The 14,462-nt window shown below is 71.1% G+C and carries 13 protein-coding genes; 6 read left to right on the forward strand and 7 right to left on the reverse strand.

Annotation, left to right across the window (positions count from 1 at the left end; all coding sequences use genetic code 11):
- Positions 1 to 146 precede the first annotated feature (146 nt).
- Positions 147 to 1,715 (forward strand): murein biosynthesis integral membrane protein MurJ, encoded by a 1,569-nt coding sequence (murJ, locus tag ACF088_RS06430; RefSeq protein ID WP_392374968.1) that lies wholly within the window; start codon positions 147 to 149, stop codon positions 1,713 to 1,715.
- Between the two features lie 47 nt (positions 1,716 to 1,762).
- On the opposite strand, the gene ACF088_RS06435 is transcribed toward murJ, so the two are convergent.
- Positions 1,763 to 2,194, reverse strand: a complete 432-nt coding sequence (locus tag ACF088_RS06435; protein ID WP_392374258.1) for a hypothetical protein — start codon at positions 2,192 to 2,194, stop codon at positions 1,763 to 1,765.
- 116 nt (positions 2,195 to 2,310) lie between these two features.
- On the opposite strand from ACF088_RS06435, the gene ACF088_RS06440 reads away from it, so the two are divergent.
- The 4 genes from ACF088_RS06440 to ACF088_RS06455 all read left to right on the forward strand — a co-directional run bounded on the left by ACF088_RS06440 (position 2,311) and on the right by ACF088_RS06455 (position 5,616).
- Positions 2,311 to 2,574, forward strand: a complete 264-nt coding sequence (locus ACF088_RS06440) for a hypothetical protein (RefSeq protein WP_392374259.1) — start codon at positions 2,311 to 2,313, stop codon at positions 2,572 to 2,574.
- Between the two features lie 209 nt (positions 2,575 to 2,783).
- Positions 2,784 to 3,665, forward strand: a complete 882-nt coding sequence (locus ACF088_RS06445; protein ID WP_392374260.1) for an endonuclease I family protein — start codon at positions 2,784 to 2,786, stop codon at positions 3,663 to 3,665.
- Positions 3,666 to 3,928: 263 nt separating this feature from the next.
- Complete coding sequence (locus ACF088_RS06450) at positions 3,929 to 5,119, forward strand: D-alanyl-D-alanine carboxypeptidase family protein (protein WP_392374261.1); 1,191 nt, start codon at positions 3,929 to 3,931, stop codon at positions 5,117 to 5,119.
- A gap of 293 nt (positions 5,120 to 5,412) precedes the next feature.
- Positions 5,413 to 5,616: a cold-shock protein gene (locus tag ACF088_RS06455; RefSeq protein ID WP_006601696.1), complete on the forward strand. Its 204-nt coding sequence runs from the start codon at positions 5,413 to 5,415 to the stop codon at positions 5,614 to 5,616.
- Between the two features lie 156 nt (positions 5,617 to 5,772).
- On the opposite strand, the gene ACF088_RS06460 is transcribed toward ACF088_RS06455, so the two are convergent.
- Both ACF088_RS06460 and ACF088_RS06465 read right to left on the reverse strand, forming a co-directional pair.
- Complete coding sequence (locus ACF088_RS06460) at positions 5,773 to 5,964, reverse strand: antitoxin (protein ID WP_392374262.1); 192 nt, start codon at positions 5,962 to 5,964, stop codon at positions 5,773 to 5,775.
- A gap of 115 nt (positions 5,965 to 6,079) precedes the next feature.
- Positions 6,080 to 7,105 carry an alpha/beta hydrolase gene (locus tag ACF088_RS06465; RefSeq protein WP_392374263.1) on the reverse strand — a complete coding sequence of 342 codons (1,026 nt, stop codon included), beginning with the start codon at positions 7,103 to 7,105 and terminating at the stop codon, positions 6,080 to 6,082.
- Between the two features lie 196 nt (positions 7,106 to 7,301).
- Here ACF088_RS06465 and ACF088_RS06470 point away from each other — a divergent pair, with 196 nt between their 5' ends.
- Entirely contained in the window at positions 7,302 to 7,616 is a 315-nt protein-coding gene (locus ACF088_RS06470; RefSeq protein WP_392374264.1) for a hypothetical protein, read from the forward strand.
- A 30-nt stretch (positions 7,617 to 7,646) separates the two neighbouring features.
- Here the strand turns inward: ACF088_RS06470 and ACF088_RS06475 are convergent, their stop codons facing one another.
- From ACF088_RS06475 to ACF088_RS06490, 4 genes are all read right to left on the reverse strand, one after another.
- Positions 7,647 to 10,697: an alpha-mannosidase gene (locus tag ACF088_RS06475; RefSeq protein ID WP_392374265.1), complete on the reverse strand. Its 3,051-nt coding sequence runs from the start codon at positions 10,695 to 10,697 to the stop codon at positions 7,647 to 7,649.
- A 99-nt stretch (positions 10,698 to 10,796) separates the two neighbouring features.
- Positions 10,797 to 12,194, reverse strand: a complete 1,398-nt coding sequence (locus tag ACF088_RS06480; protein ID WP_392374266.1) for a hypothetical protein — start codon at positions 12,192 to 12,194, stop codon at positions 10,797 to 10,799.
- Entirely contained in the window at positions 12,191 to 13,537 is a 1,347-nt protein-coding gene (locus ACF088_RS06485) for a glycosyl hydrolase (RefSeq protein WP_392374267.1), read from the reverse strand. Before ACF088_RS06485 ends, ACF088_RS06480 begins: the two co-directional genes overlap by 4 nt.
- Before the next feature lie 46 nt (positions 13,538 to 13,583).
- Positions 13,584 to 14,426 carry a carbohydrate ABC transporter permease gene (locus ACF088_RS06490; RefSeq protein ID WP_392374969.1) on the reverse strand — a complete coding sequence of 281 codons (843 nt, stop codon included), beginning with the start codon at positions 14,424 to 14,426 and terminating at the stop codon, positions 13,584 to 13,586.
- Between the last annotated feature and the right edge of the window lie 36 nt (positions 14,427 to 14,462).

Genomic DNA, 14,462 nt, shown 5'->3' on the forward strand with positions numbered 1-14,462 from the left:
CCGGCAACGAGGGGGAACCCGACCAGCGGGCTCCGCACCCGGGGCGGCGCCGGCACGCCGCGGGCAAACGGGGTGGTGCGGGCAAACGGGGCGGCGAGAGCGAACGGAGCGGCGAGGGCGGGGGACTGCAGCGGTCCTCGCTGCTGATGGCGCTGGGGACCGTGGTCTCCCGCGGCACGGGGCTGATCCGTCAGGTGCTCCAGGCGGCCGCACTCGGCACCGGCCTGCTCGCCACCACGTACAACACCGCCAACATGGTCCCGATGAGCATCTACACCCTGCTGATCGGCGGCGCGCTGAACTCGGTACTGGTGCCGCAGCTGGTACGCGCCAGGGCCGAGCACGCGGACGGCGGACGGGCCCACGAACAGCGCCTGGTCACCCTCGTCCTGAGCGTGCTGGCGGTGGGCACCGTGCTTTCGCTCTGGGCCGCGCCGCAGATCGTCGCCGTCTTCACGCCGGACACGCCCGGGCAGCACGCCGCCTTCGAACTCACCGTGGTGTTCGCCCGGTTCCTGCTGCCACAGCTCTTCTTCTACGGCCTGTTCTTCATCCTCGGTCAAGTCCTCAATGCCCGGAACAAGTTCGGCGCGATGATGTGGACGCCGGTCCTCAACAACATCGTGCTGATCACGATGTTCGGGATCTACCTCGGCCTGTTGACGGGCCCCGACCGCATCGAGGACATCAGCCCCGGCCAGATCGACTTCCTCGGCCTCGTCACCACCGGTGGCATCGCGGTACAGGGTCTGGCCCTGATCCCCTTCGTCCGCGCCGCCGGCTTCCGCTTCCGGCCGCGCTTCGACTGGCGTGGCACCGGTCTGCGCAAGAGCATCACGGCCGCCCGCTGGACCCTGCTGTTCGTGCTCGCCAACCTGGCCGCGATGGCCGTCGTCACGCACTACGCCGTCGCCGCCGATCAGCAACTCCCCACCGCAGGCGTCGGATACACCGTCTACAGCTATGCCCAACTCATCTGGACGCTGCCGCAGTCGATCGTCACCGTCTCGCTGGTGACGGCGCTGCTGCCGCGGATGAGCCTGGCGGTCGCCGAAAACCGTCTGGACGAGCTGCGCGGTGACCTCTCCCGTGCGCTGCGCATCAGCGGCGTCGTCATCGTTCCGGCCGCCTTCTTCTTCCTCGCCCTCGGCCCGCAGACCGCCCAACTCCTGTTCGCCCACGGCACCGTGGACGCCGCATCGGCCGTGCCTGCCGGGCACATGCTGCAGGCCTTCGGGCTCGGTCTGATCCCGTACTCGGCCCAGTACCTGCTGCTGCGCGGTTTCTACGCCTTCGAGGACACCCGCACGCCGTTCTGGATGGCCGTCTGGATCGCGGCCGTCAACATCGCCCTGGCCACCGCGTGTCATCTGCTGTTGCCCGCCCGCTGGGCGGTCACCGGTATGGCCGCGGCCTACGCCGTCGCGTACGGCATCGGGCTGCTGATCACCGCGCTGCTGCTGCGCCGGCGGCTCTCCGGACGCCTCGACGGACGGCGCCTGTGCCGCACCTACGGCAAGCTGGCCGGGTCCGCCGCCACGGCCGCGGCGGTCGGCTGGCTCGCGGCCCGTGCCTGCTCCGGCGTGCCCGTCCCCGCGGCCTGGACCCCCGTCCTGGGCCTGGCCGCCGGCGGTCTCAGCATGGCGCTGATCTTCCTGGCCCTGGCCCGCGCCCTGAAGATCGGTGAGCTGCGCAGCCTGCCCGGACTGCGGTGACCCGGACTGGGGTGAGCAGGCTGCGGTGACCCGGTCGGCGGGCTTCCTCACACCGCGCGCGACCGCGGCCAGGACGCCTGCGCGGCGGCCGCCAGCCAGCCGATGACGGCACCGACGGTGGTGTCACCCAGGCTCGCGATCTCCGCCAGGGCGGCCAGGTCCCCGTCCGCCGGAGCGACACCGGCCGCGGTCAAGGCGGCGCGGAGGTCCAGCCGCCGGTGATCGGGCATCGCCACCGGCCCCTGCCGCTGCTCCTCGGGACGCGGGGGAGCGGACAGGCCGTACGGCTGCGGCGGTTCGAAGGGCAGCCGGTCCTCCGGGCGGGGCGGCGGGAGAAAGGGGTGTACGGCGGAGGCGGACGGGAGCGGCGGTTCGTGCGGGGACGCGGGCGCGCCGAGGCGCTCCTCGGGGCGCGGGGGAGCGAGCACATAGTCCGGCCTCGCGCCGTACGGCGGGGGAGTGGGGCGGAAAGGCGACATGGGGGCCTCCACAACTCGCGGTCCGAAGGGTTCACCGGGATTCGGCGAAGACTGTGTCAGTTCTTCGGAAGCCGGAGGGCGCCCCTTCGGTTGCGGGTGAGGTGAGGGTTCACCCGATGGGCCCAAGGGGCGCCGGCCCCTCTCGCTACGACTTCACCACCGCGGTGGCCGTGTCCACCACCTGGACTTCGCTGCCGCCACCCACCGGATGGCCGGTCGTCTCGCACCCGGCGGCCGCCTTGGCGTCATCTGCTGTGGCGCTCTTCGCGGGTGCGGGGCGAGCCGCGTTCCTGAAGGCGGGAGAAGGGCCGCGAGCCGTCCGCCGACCCTCGCACGCCGCCGCCGCCGAACGGAAAGCGGCCCGGGTGCTGAACTTCTGACGATGACTCGGCCAGCTGCGGCGGTATGGCATTTTCGGGGGAATTCTGCGGTTGTCACGGTGTGGGAAAAATAACTCTCCCCTGATGTTCGCACCGTGGTGATTACCGCGATGGAAAGCTGCCTGCGGCCGTATTTCCCAACGGCCGGTGCCGGTCGTGCCCCACATTTTCGCGACTCGGCGCCACAATTCGGGGAGAGGACACCCTTCGTGGACAACACCCGCGTGAACCGTCGCGCCCGGACCGCGCTGGCCATCGCCGCCGGAACGGTATTGACGGCGGTGGTCGGACAGATCCCGGCCGGTGCGACGGCCGCTCCGGCCGCCCCCCACCGCGCCGCTGCCGCGTCCGTCACCCAGCACTCGTCCATATCCGTCGGCGCATCCGACAGCACGTCGTATGACGACACGTACTACAAAGACGCCCTCGGCAAGACCGGCCCGGCGCTCAAGGATTCGCTGCACCGGATCATCAGCAGCACCCAAACCGGAAAGCTGACGTATTCCCAGGTCTGGGACGCCCTCAAGGACACCGATCAGGACCCGGCCAACAGCGCGAACGTCATTCTGCTGTACAGCGGCCGGTCGCAGAGCAAGGACGCCCACGGCGGAAATCCCGACGACTGGAATCGCGAGCACGTCTGGGCGAAGTCCCATGGCGACTTCGGTACCGACACCGGTCCCGGCACCGACCTCCACCATCTGCGTCCGGCGCAGGTGTCCGTCAACAGCGTCCGTGGCGACAAGGACTTCGACAACGGAGGTACGGAGGTGGAGGGGGCGCCGGGCAACCGCAGCGACGCCGACTCCTTCGAGCCCCGTGACGCGGTCAAGGGTGATGTCGCCCGCATGATCCTCTATATGGCAGTCCGCTACGACGGCGGCGACGGTTTCCCCGACCTGGAGCCCAATGACCAGGTCGACAACGGCACCCAGCCGCACATCGGACGGCTCTCCGTCCTCAAGGAGTGGAGCAAGCAGGACCCGCCGGACTCCTTCGAAGAGCACCGCAACCAGGTGATCTTCGACAAGTACCAGCACAACCGGAACCCGTTCATCGACCACCCGGAGTGGGTCGAGGCGATCTGGTAGACCGCATCCGGCAGCCAGGGCCGGGGCCGGCGGGCGTTTTTTCCGCCGGCCCCGGCGCGCCGCGTACGGCAGTCGGCGCGCCGCGTACGGCAGTCGGCGCGCCGCGTACGGCAGTCGGCGCGCCGCGTACGGCAGTCGGGGCGCTCGCACATCGGATGGCGTAGGCCAGCCAGCGCGCGGCCGAGGTCGTTTTTAGCGTGGGCCACATGTCGAGCGCGAGTTGGGCCCCCGTCAGAGTCGTTACCGCAGCCACCGTTTGTGCCGTGAGCCTGCTGGCCGTGCCCGGCCCGGCGGCCGCCGATGGCCCCCATGGCATCGACGACCTGCGGGCCGCCGCACACGTGGCCGACCCGGTCCGTGCCGAGAGCCGGCTGGACGGCCGGGGAGTGCAGTTCCTGCCCCGGCCGGACGTACCGGAGCCACCGGATGTCTCCGCCCTGTCGTGGATGGTGACGGACATGGCGAGCGGCAAGGTCCTCGCGGCCAAGGATGCCCACCGGCCCCTGCCACCCGCCAGCACCCTCAAAGCGCTCTTCGCCGTGACGGTGCTGCCGAAGTTCTCCCAGAGGGAGGTACACACCGTCTCCCTCCAGGACCTGGACGGTATCGAGGCGGGCAGCTCGCTCGCCGGCCTCAAGGAGGACCTCCCGTATCACGTTGCGGACCTGTGGCACGGGGTCTTCCTCCGCTCGGGCAGCGATGCGGTGCACACCCTGGCCGGTATGAACGGCGGCTGGAACAAGACCATCGACGATATGCAGGAGACGGCGTACCGCCTCGGCGCCCGCGACACCACGGTGGCGTCCGCCGACGGGTTCGACACGCCGGGCCAGTTCTCGTCCGCCTACGATCTGACGCTCTTCGGGCGGGCAGGCCTGGCCGACCCCGACTTCGCCCGCTTCGCCGCCACGAAGCAGTCGGAATTGCCGGAGGAAGGTGGTCCGGACGCGTTCGGCATGGTGAACACCAACCGGCTGCTGGTCGGCTCGCACGGCGTCAAACCGTACGACGGCCTGATCGGGGTGAAGAACGGCTATACGACCCACGCCGGAAACACCCTGATCGCCGCCGCCCGGCGCGACGGCCGGACGCTGCTGGTCACCGTGATGAACCCGCAGTCCGGCAGCCGGAACGCCGTCTACGAGGAGACCCGGGACCTGCTGGACTGGGGGTTCGAGGCGGCTCCCCGGGCGGCGGCCGTCGGCGTGCTGCCCGCTCTGGGGCCCCGCGGCGGCAGTGGCGTGTCGCAGCCCGTCGCGCACCACTCGCGGTCCGTCGTGCCGCTGCACAAGGCGGCGGTCGTGGCACAGACGGAGGCCGACACGCAGGCCCGGTACTGGTGGTTCGTCTCCGCCGCCGGAGCCGTCGGGGTCATCGCCCTCGCCGCGGTCGGCACCGCTTTGTGGTGGCGCCGTCGCCAGCCGTCGGAGAGCCAGGGCGGGGAGTCCGACTGAGGCCGTGCCGTGCGCCGCCGGGCGTCGTACATCCATCCGATCGGTCAGGGATACGGAGGACGCGCGATGGCCTTGCCCGGTGAAGGGCGACGCGTCCGCCACGGTTGTGCGGCCTGCCGGGCGCTGCTCGGTGTAGCGTCCTGATCAGCTGTCGTGGTTCCGAAGTGCCGGGCGCCCGTGTCGCATTCACGGGCGTCCTTGCTGTGTAGCGCGTCTCCGGACCAGGGCGATCACCTCCGGGGTCCGCAGCACGCGGAACCCGATTCGAGCCCCCTTGAACGAAGGAGACGGATATGGCGTCCGGCACGGTGAAGTGGTTCAACTCGGAGAAAGGCTTCGGCTTTATCGCGCAGGACGGCGGCGGCGCCGACGTCTTCGCGCACTACTCCAACATCGATGCCACGGGCTTCCGCGAGCTGCAGGAAGGCCAGAAGGTGACCTTCGAGGTCACCCAGGGCCACAAGGGCCCCCAGGCGGAGAAGATCCGTCTGGCGTAGGTCCGGCGGATGCGCCGTCGGCGCCCGTTCCCGGCCCGGGGGCGGGCGCCGACGCACGTCGTGCGCGCCCGGGCCTCACCCGGTCGGCCGCATGCAAAGGCAAAGGGCGGCCGCCCGGCGCTCGCGGGCGGATGGGCCCCGCCGAGGGGCGCCGCCTCAGGGCTGCGGTGGCCGGTCCTGGCCCTCCCCGCCGAACTGGTCCCGCATCTTGTCCTGGGCCGTGTCGACCTGGCCCTTGTATTTGCCCTGGGTCTTGTCGTCGGCCATGTCACCGGCCTTGTCGACGCCCTTTTCCGTCTGGCTCTCGTGGCCCTTCAGCATGCTCTTGATCTTGTCCATCATGGACATGAGTGGTCCTCCTCACCACGGTCCCCCCACGACTCCAGCATCACCCCCTGCCAGGTGATCTGCATCCGCGCGCGGGGGCGGTGCCGTGGCGTCCCCGGCCGCCGTGGCGGCCGGTTCAGGAGGCGCTGGCCACCGGTGCCTTCATCCGGTCGCTGATGAACTTGATCGAACCGGCGGCCATGCCCTTCTGGTAGTCCCAGGCGTTGTGCCGGCCACCCGGGATCAGCTGCATGGCGGTGTGGATCGGGCCCTTGCCGTAGGTCTGGCGGAAGCGCTGTATGGGGGTGGTGGTGGCGGCGGGCTCCTGGGTGCCGGCCTGGAAGGCGAGGTAGATGTCCGGACCGCCCCTCTGCAGCAGCCGCTGCGCGAGCTTCGCCGGATCGTTGGCGTCCCGCTGTGTCCGGTGTCCCGCCCACAAGGGCGAATCCGGCACCATGTCCGGGCCGCTGGCTATGGCCGCCTTGAACTTCTCCGGATGTTTCAGGACGGACTTCAGTCCGGCGAAGCCGCCCGAGGACGACCCCATGAAGGCCCAGCCGTCGCGGGACTTGAACGTACGGAAATTGGCTCTGGTCAGTTGGACGACGTCGTCCGTCAGCCAGGTCCCCATCTTCTGCCGGCCGGGTATGTCGCTGGCGTCGTGGTACCGGGTGTCCGGGTTGAGCATCGGCATCACCACGATGAACGGGAGGCTTTTGCCCTCCTCGGTCCACCGGGTGAGGTTCTCCTGCAGTTCGATATCCCCGCCCACCCAGTAATTCGTGACGCCGCCGGGCTCCTTCGGGCTGCCCAGGCCACCCGGCAGGGCTATCAGCACGGGAAATCCGCTCTTGGCGTATTTCGGGTCGTGGTATTCCTTCGGTGCCCAGACCCAGACGCTTCCGGTGACACCGGATTTCGGGCCCCTCAGGGTCGTCCGCGCTATATGGGTGCCGTCGTCCAGTGTCCGGGTGATCCGGAAGTCGTTCTTGGGGCCGGTCGGCATGAGGGTGTCCTCGTCGACGGGCTTGGCCCGCGCGGCGCCGTCGCCGGGGGCGCCGGCATTGAAGTCGACCGGTTTTCCGGTCTCCGAGCAGCCGGCGAGCAGTGCGCAGGAAGCGACGAGGGTGGCCGCGAGCGCGACGGCAGAGGGGCGTTTCACGAGCGACTCCGCGACTGGATGATCAAGTGCAAGTGCCCATAAAGAGGGAAAAGAGGCCGGGGAGGTTCCTTTGGCGGGCGCCGGCTTTCGAGGCTCGGTTCACTCATATGGAGTAGTGCGTCCCCGGTGGTTGCCCTCGGGCGGTCTCCGGCTCGCTCAACGGGCACGGTCGTCCGGCCCGGCCGAGAATGCAGCGGTGAGCGATGAACACCGCAAGGATGAACACCGCAGTGCCGATGGCCCCGCGCCGCGCGCCATGCCGAGTGACGAGGAACGCAGGCTCGCCAGGCAGGCGCTGGCCGGCCGGGCGCGGGACGCGGACGATCTGTCGTTGTTGACGGACATGCTGGGCCTGGACCCGAGCCGCGATCCGGACCACGAGGCGGCGTACGGCCGCCGGCCGGCACGCGGCCAGGGAGCCGGGCGCGGCACCGGGCGCGAGCGACGGCAGGAGCTGCGCCGTGACACCTGCCGTGACGCCCGGTCGCGCTCGGGCGGACCCGGGGCGTAAGCCGCGCCCGGGCCCCGCCGCGCCCCGCTGCTACCGCTCGCCCGCCCGGGGCAGCCGTACGGTCACGATCTGGAACGGGCGGAGCCCCATCCGGACCGTGTTCCCCTGCCGCTCGAACACCGGCCCGTCCTCGACGGGGCGCTCCAGCAGATCGGTGGCGACGGCGTCGGCAGGCGCGAAGGCGGTGGTCAGGGTGGCGGTGGCCCGCCCGCCATGTGCCTCGTGGAGGCGGACGATCACATCACCGCTCAGGTCGTCGGCAAGCTTGACCGCGGTGACGACCACCGCGTCGTTGTCGACCGTGACCAGCGGCGCGACCGCGCGGGCACCGGTGATCCGGCGCTCGGGCAGGTTGATGCGATGCCCCTCGCGCACCGCGTCGCCGACGGTGGCGCCGGGGACGAGCGCATAGCGGAAGCGGTGCAGACCCTGGTCGGTCTCCGGGTCGGGGAACCGCGGAGCGCGCAGCAGGGAGAGCCGGACGGTCGTGGTGGTGCCCCGCTCGCCGTCCTCCCGGACCGTGCGGGTGACGTCATGACCGTAGGTCGCGTCATTGACCAGGGCCACGCCCCAGCCCGGCTCCTCCAGATGGACGAACCGGTGCGCGCAGGCCTCGAACTTGGCCGCCTCCCAGCTGGTGTTGGTGTGGGTGGGCCGGTAAAGATGCCCGAACTGGGTCTCCGCCGCATAGCGTTCGGCATGCAGGTCCAGCGGGAACGCGGCCTTGAGGAACTTCTCGGTCTCGTGCCAGTCGACCTCGGTGTCGATGTCCAGCCGCCGCTGCCCGCGCGCCAGCGTCAGCGACTGCACCACGCGGGAGTCGCCGAACGTACGGGTGACCCGCACGGTCGCGGCGTCGCCGGAGACCTCGCCGAGCACCACCTCGTCCGCATCCGTCAGATCGGTGACCACGTTGCGGTAGAAGGCGTCCACGTCCCAGGCGTCCCACATATTGGGGAAGTCCGGGTGGAGCTGCAGCAGATTCGCTGCCCCGCCGGGCGCGACGGCCTCGCGTCCGGCCACCCGGTCGTAGGCGGACACCACCAGGCCGCGGCCGTCGATCTCGATCCGCAGCAGATCGTTGGTGAGCGTGAACCCTCCGCCGTCGCGCGGCACGGCGGCCACCTCGTGCCCCTCATGCCCCTCATGCACCGAGGGCGCCACGGCGCCGGCCGCGACCCCGCCGCGGGCGTGCGGCGCGGAGTTCACCACCAGGTCGGTGTCTCCGCGGCCGGCCGACGAGGCCACTGCGGAGGCGATGATGTCCTCCAGCTCGGCGGCGACCGCCGCATAGGTCTGCACCGCCTCGCGGTGCACCCAGGCGATGGAAGAACCGGGCAGGATGTCGTGGAACTGGTGCAGCAACACCGTCTTCCAGAGGCGGTCCAACGCCGCGTAAGGGTAGGGGTGTTGTGTCAGCACGGCCGCCGTGGCCGACCAGAGTTCGGCCTCCCGCAGCAGGTGTTCGCTGCGCCGGTTGCCGCGTTTGGTCTTCGCCTGGCTGGTGAGGGTCGCACGGTGCAGCTCCAGATACAGCTCGCCCACCCACACCGGCGCCTGGGGATACTCCGCCTCGGCCTTGGCGAAGAAGTCCGCGGGCTTCTCCCACTCCACCGTCGCCGAACCGTCCAGATCACGCAGTCTGCGGGCCTTGGCGATCATCTCCCGGGTGGTGCCACCGCCACCGTCGCCCCAGCCGGTCGGTGCCAGCGAGTGCCGCGCCACCCCCTTGTCCTTGAAATTCCGTGCCGCATGGGCGATTTCGCTGCCCGCCATCTGGCAGTTGTAGGTGTCCACCGGCGGGAAATGGGTGAAGATCCGGGTGCCGTCGATGCCCTCCCAGCGGAAGGTGTGATGCGGAAACGCATTGGTCCGGCTCCAGGAGATCTTCTGCGTCAACAGCCACTTCGCCCCCGCCGACTTGATGATCTGCGGCAGCCCCGCGGCGAAACCGAAGGTGTCCGGCAGCCACGCCTCCTCGTTCTCGACGCCGAACTCCTCCAGGAAGAACCGTTTCCCGTGCACGAACTGCCGCGCCATCGCCTCCGACCCGGGCATATTGGTGTCCGACTCCACCCACATACCGCCCGCCGGCACGAACCGCCCCTCCGCGACCGCCTTCTTGACCTTGGCGTAGACCTCGGGCCGGTGTTCCTTGAGCCAGGCGTACTGCTGCGCCTGCGACATGGCGAACACGAACTCCGGCTCGTCCTCCAGCAGTGCCGTCATGTTCGACGCCGTACGGGCCACCTTCCGTACCGTCTCGCGCAGCGGCCACAGCCAGGCCGAATCGATATGCGCATGGCCCACCGCGCTGATGCGGTGCGCACTGGCCCCGGCCGGCGCCGACAGCACGCCACGCAGTTCCGTACGGGCCGCCACCGCCGTCCCGCCCACGTCCTGCAGATCCACCGCATCCAGCGCCCGGCCCACCGCCCGCAGCAGCTCCCAGCGGCGCGGGCCGTCCACGGGGAGCTCCCCCATGAGCTCGCCCAGTACCTCGAAATCCTGGATCAGCTCCCACACCTCGGTGTCGAACACGGCCAGATCCATCCGTGCCAGCCGGTACAGCGGTGCGCTGCCCGCCGTCTCCGGGTCACCCAACGGGGTGGGCCGGAAAGGCGGGACATCGAGGATGACGGGGTTGGACGCGGCTTCCAGATGCCATTCGACGCGCTCACCGCCGCGTACCGGTGCGCCCACCCGCACCCACTGATTGCGCGGATTGACCGCCTTGACCGGGGTGCCGTCGGGCAGCTGGACCAGCGCCTCGCACTGGAAGCCCGGCATCCGCTCGTCGAAGCCCAGGTCGAGCACCGCCTCCACGGTGCGACCCGCCCACCCCACCGGCACCTCGCCCTGGACCTTGAACCATGTCGTACCCCAGGGAGCGCCCCAGGCGTCACCCACCGCCATCGGCGTATGGGGGGCGGCCAGTCCTTCGGCCACCGGCACAGGCTCCCCCGGTGCGACCCAGGCAGATACCCGGAGGGGAACCGATTCCGGATACAGCGCGGGCCGGATGCGGTCGTCGAGGACACGCCGGAGACGGGCTTCGATCAGTGCGCGGTCGTCATGCATGAGGGAAGGCTCCCTGGTGTCGAGGGCGAGGGGCGGCAGACCGGTTCGACCGTCGTGGATAGCCGCGGATTGCTGTGGATTGCCGCAGATTGCCGTGGATTACCAGAGCAGCCGGGTCTCCGACGGCATCGACACGGTGAACAGTTCGTGCACGGTATGTACTTCGAGCGGGGCGGCGGGTTCGTTCTGCGCCCGGCGCAGGCCCGGTAGGGAGAAGGCCGTACGGCAGGTACCGCCGAGGAAATCCCGCTTTCCGCCCGGGAACCGGGGATGCAGCGCGTAGTGACGCACCGGAGCCGTGGCGCGCCGCCGGCTCAGCCGCGCCGGGACCGCCCCGTCCGCGGTGACGGTGTCGGTGACCTTCGGTCCGCTGGGGGCGGCGGGGGATACGGCGCCCTCGTGGACCGCGAGCGCCCCCGGCCGCCAGGCCACCACGGTGTCCTCATGGCCGGTCAGCCGCACCCCCAGGGCGTGCACGGTTCCCGGGCCCAGGGAGCCCGGGCCCAGGGAGGTGGTGCGCCGCCCGCCGCCCGCCGTCAGCGTCCCGGCCGGCAGATAGCAGTACGGGGCGGGTTCGCCCGGGGCCGGCGCCTCCCGCAGCGCCGGGGCCACCTCGGCGGTCACCGGCCCCGAGGCCGGGTCGAGCCGATGGGTGAGGTCGAGCGCACCCTGCCAGCCGACCTGCCCGGTGGTGTTCATGGCGCGTAACCACGTGATCCGCAGTCCGTGTCCGGCGCCCGCGATGCGCAGCGCCCGCAGGAACGCCTGCATATCGGCGGCCAGGGCGGCGTCACCGCCACCGGTCTCCGCGGTGAGGAACCAGCCGTCGAAGCCGTACCCCGTCGCGACCTGCACCGGCTTCGCGGCGAGCGGGAAGCGCCCCGCCGCGTCCTGCTGCACCAGATCGCGGGTCCAGCGCAGCTGCCCGCCGTAGGCCACCGGCGGGAGGAAGACCGTGCCCAGCACGGGGACGCCGTGACGGTGGGCGGCGTCGACGACCGGTGCGTTCGGCGCCAGGATCAGGCCCTCGCCCGAGGAGCCGCCCCAGAAGACCAGCTCGTCGAGGTACGCCCAGGGGGTCGGTGCGTAGTGGTCCGCGGTCGCCGAGCCCTGCGGCGGACTTCCCGCGGTGTGGTCGAAGGCCGCAAGGGCGCTGATCCGGGCCTGGCCGGCCCGGGCCGTGGTGTTCGCCGGGACCGGGGTGAACCGCTCGGCGAGCGGCACCGTCGCTGTGTTGAACGCCAGATCCCGGTCGCTCCCGGGCGTCCAGGCGGCCAGGCTCCGCCGGGTGATGCCGTGCCCGGGCGTCCCCGACGGCAGCGAGTCGGGGAACCCGTACGACGCATACGGCTGCAGCACCTCCGCGGCGCCGGCCCGGGGCAGGCCGGCCGCCGCCGCGGTGCCGTCCCCGGGCGACGGACCGAGCAGGGCGGCCGCGGTGCCCGCCCCGGCCGGCAGCACCCGGCGGCGGGAGGCTGGTGGCGGTTGCCGGTTCATGAGGTGCTCCTCCGGCGGGAGACGGACGGCGACGGCCGGCGGCCCGCCTCGTCGGGCGTGCAGACCTCGGTGATGCCACGCGACGTCAAATGTGCGCGGTCGTCCGCGAGTTCGGCCAGCACCAGGGCCGGGCGGACGCCCTGCGCGGTGAGCTCGGCCCAGGCCTCGAAGACCGGGCCGCCCGGCGCGCACACCGAGCGGTGGGGCGCGGCTTCGGCCCCGCCGGCATCGACGGCCAGCGCGGTGGTGCGGACCCGCGGACGGTGCGCACGGCCGCGGCGGTCCGCGACCAGCGCCGCGATCGCCTTCCCCGCGGGCTTGACCGTACGGTCGTCGGCGAGCAGCCCCAGCCCGTACTCCAGCTCGGGGAAGTCCGCCAGGGACCGCGGCACATCGTGCGAACACCACCAGGTGACGCCCCAGACGTCCTGGCAGTCCAGCGCGGCCGCCACGGTGGCCTCGGTGAACCGTGCCGCCCGCCCCTCGGGGATGTGCGGTGCGGGGGCACCGACCTCCTGGAGCCACACCGGACGGTGCGGGTCGATCGCCCAGGCCTTGGACAGCTCGATGAGATAGGCGGCGTGCTGCTCGGTGGCGGTTGCGGTGGGGCCGTGCCGCTGTGCGGTGCCGTTGAACACCCAGGAGTGCACGGCCGTGACGGCGCCCAGCCGGGCCGCGTGGGCGGGGGTGAAGGGGTGGCCGTCCTGGTACCAGGCGGCGTCGTAGGCGGCATGCAGATGCATGCGCCCCGGTGCGCCCCGCTCGCACGCCGCGAGCATCCGCTCCAGCCAGGCCGTGGCCTGCGCGTCGGTGATCCGGTCGGGGTCCGGGTGCGGAGCGTCCGCGAACTGGTTGACCTCGTTGCCGAGTGTCATCCCGAGGAAGTGGGGCCGGTCGGCGAGCGCGGCCGCCAGCGTCCGCAGATACTCCTCCTGGCCCGACAGCACCTCGGGGTCGGTGAAGAGGTTGCGGCGGTGCCAGGTCCGGGTCCAGGCGGGCAGGAAATCGAAGCTCGACAGATGGCCCTGCAGCCCGTCGACATGGACATCCAGGCCGCGTTCGGCCGCGGCGTCCGCCAGTTGCACCAGCTGTTCCACCGCACGCGGCCGGATCAGGGTGCGGTTGGGCTGGAACAGCGGCCAGAGCGGAAAGACCCGGATGTGGTCCAGGCCGAGGGCGGCGAGGGAGTCGAGGTCGGCGCGCACGGAATCCAGGTCGAAGTCCAGCCAGTGGTGGAACCAGCCCTGGGTGGGCGTGTAGTTGGCGCCGAAGCGCGGCGGGGCGCTTTGGCCGGGCGTGGCGTCGGGACACGCGCGCGCCGGGCGGCGGGTGGTGTGCGGCACGGGCAGGTCGCTTCCTGTGAGTGGGGAGCGGTGCGGGCGGGGACCGTCAGCCCTTGACGGCGCCCTCGCCGACGCCGCGGAAGAAGGAGCGCTGCAGACAGGCGAACAGCACGATCAGCGGGAGCACGGCGATGACGGTGCCGGCCGCGACCAGCCGCTGATTGTCGGCGAAGGTGCCGTGCAGGAAATTCAGGCCGATGGTCAGGGTGAACTTCGACTGGTCGCTCAGTACGATCAGCGGCCACAGGAAGTCGTCCCAGGCCCCCATGAAGGCAAAGATCGCCACGACCGCGAGGGTGCCCCGGACCGACGGCAGTGCGATCCGCACGAACCGCTGCCAGGCGTTGGCGCCGTCGACATAAGCGGCGTCCTCGACCTCGTACGGCAGAGCCGCGAAGGCATTGCGCATCAGCAGCACATTCATCGCCCCGATGCAGCCGGGCAGCACCACCCCGAGCAGGGTGTTGTTGAGCTGCAACTGCCGCATCGTCACAAACTGGGCGATCATGATGCTCTCGACCGGCACCAGCATCGCCATGATGAAGGCGACCAATGCGGCCCTACGGCCCCTGAAGCGCATCCGGGCCAGCGCATAGCCGGCCAGTGCGGCACCCGCACAGTTGGTGAGCACATTGGCGACGGCGACCTTGAGGGAGTTCAGTGCGAAGTCCCAGACGGGGATGATCTTTGCGACGCCGGTGTAGTTGCCGAGCGTGACCTCGTGCGGGATCAGGCTCGGTGGATAGTGGTAGATGTCCTCGCCGGCGCCCTTGAGGGAGGTGGACAGCTGCCACAGGAAAGGCCCGGTGGTCAGTGCCAGCACGGCGAGCAGCAGGAGGTAGCGGAGGAGCAGTTGCGGGCGTGATCTCCGCAGCTGCGGGCGGCGCATCAGCCGCCGCTCGGCCCGCTCCCGCTGGGCCCGTTC

The organism is Streptomyces sp. NPDC015125, from assembly GCF_043080045.1.
GTDB lineage: Bacteria > Actinomycetota > Actinomycetes > Streptomycetales > Streptomycetaceae > Streptomyces.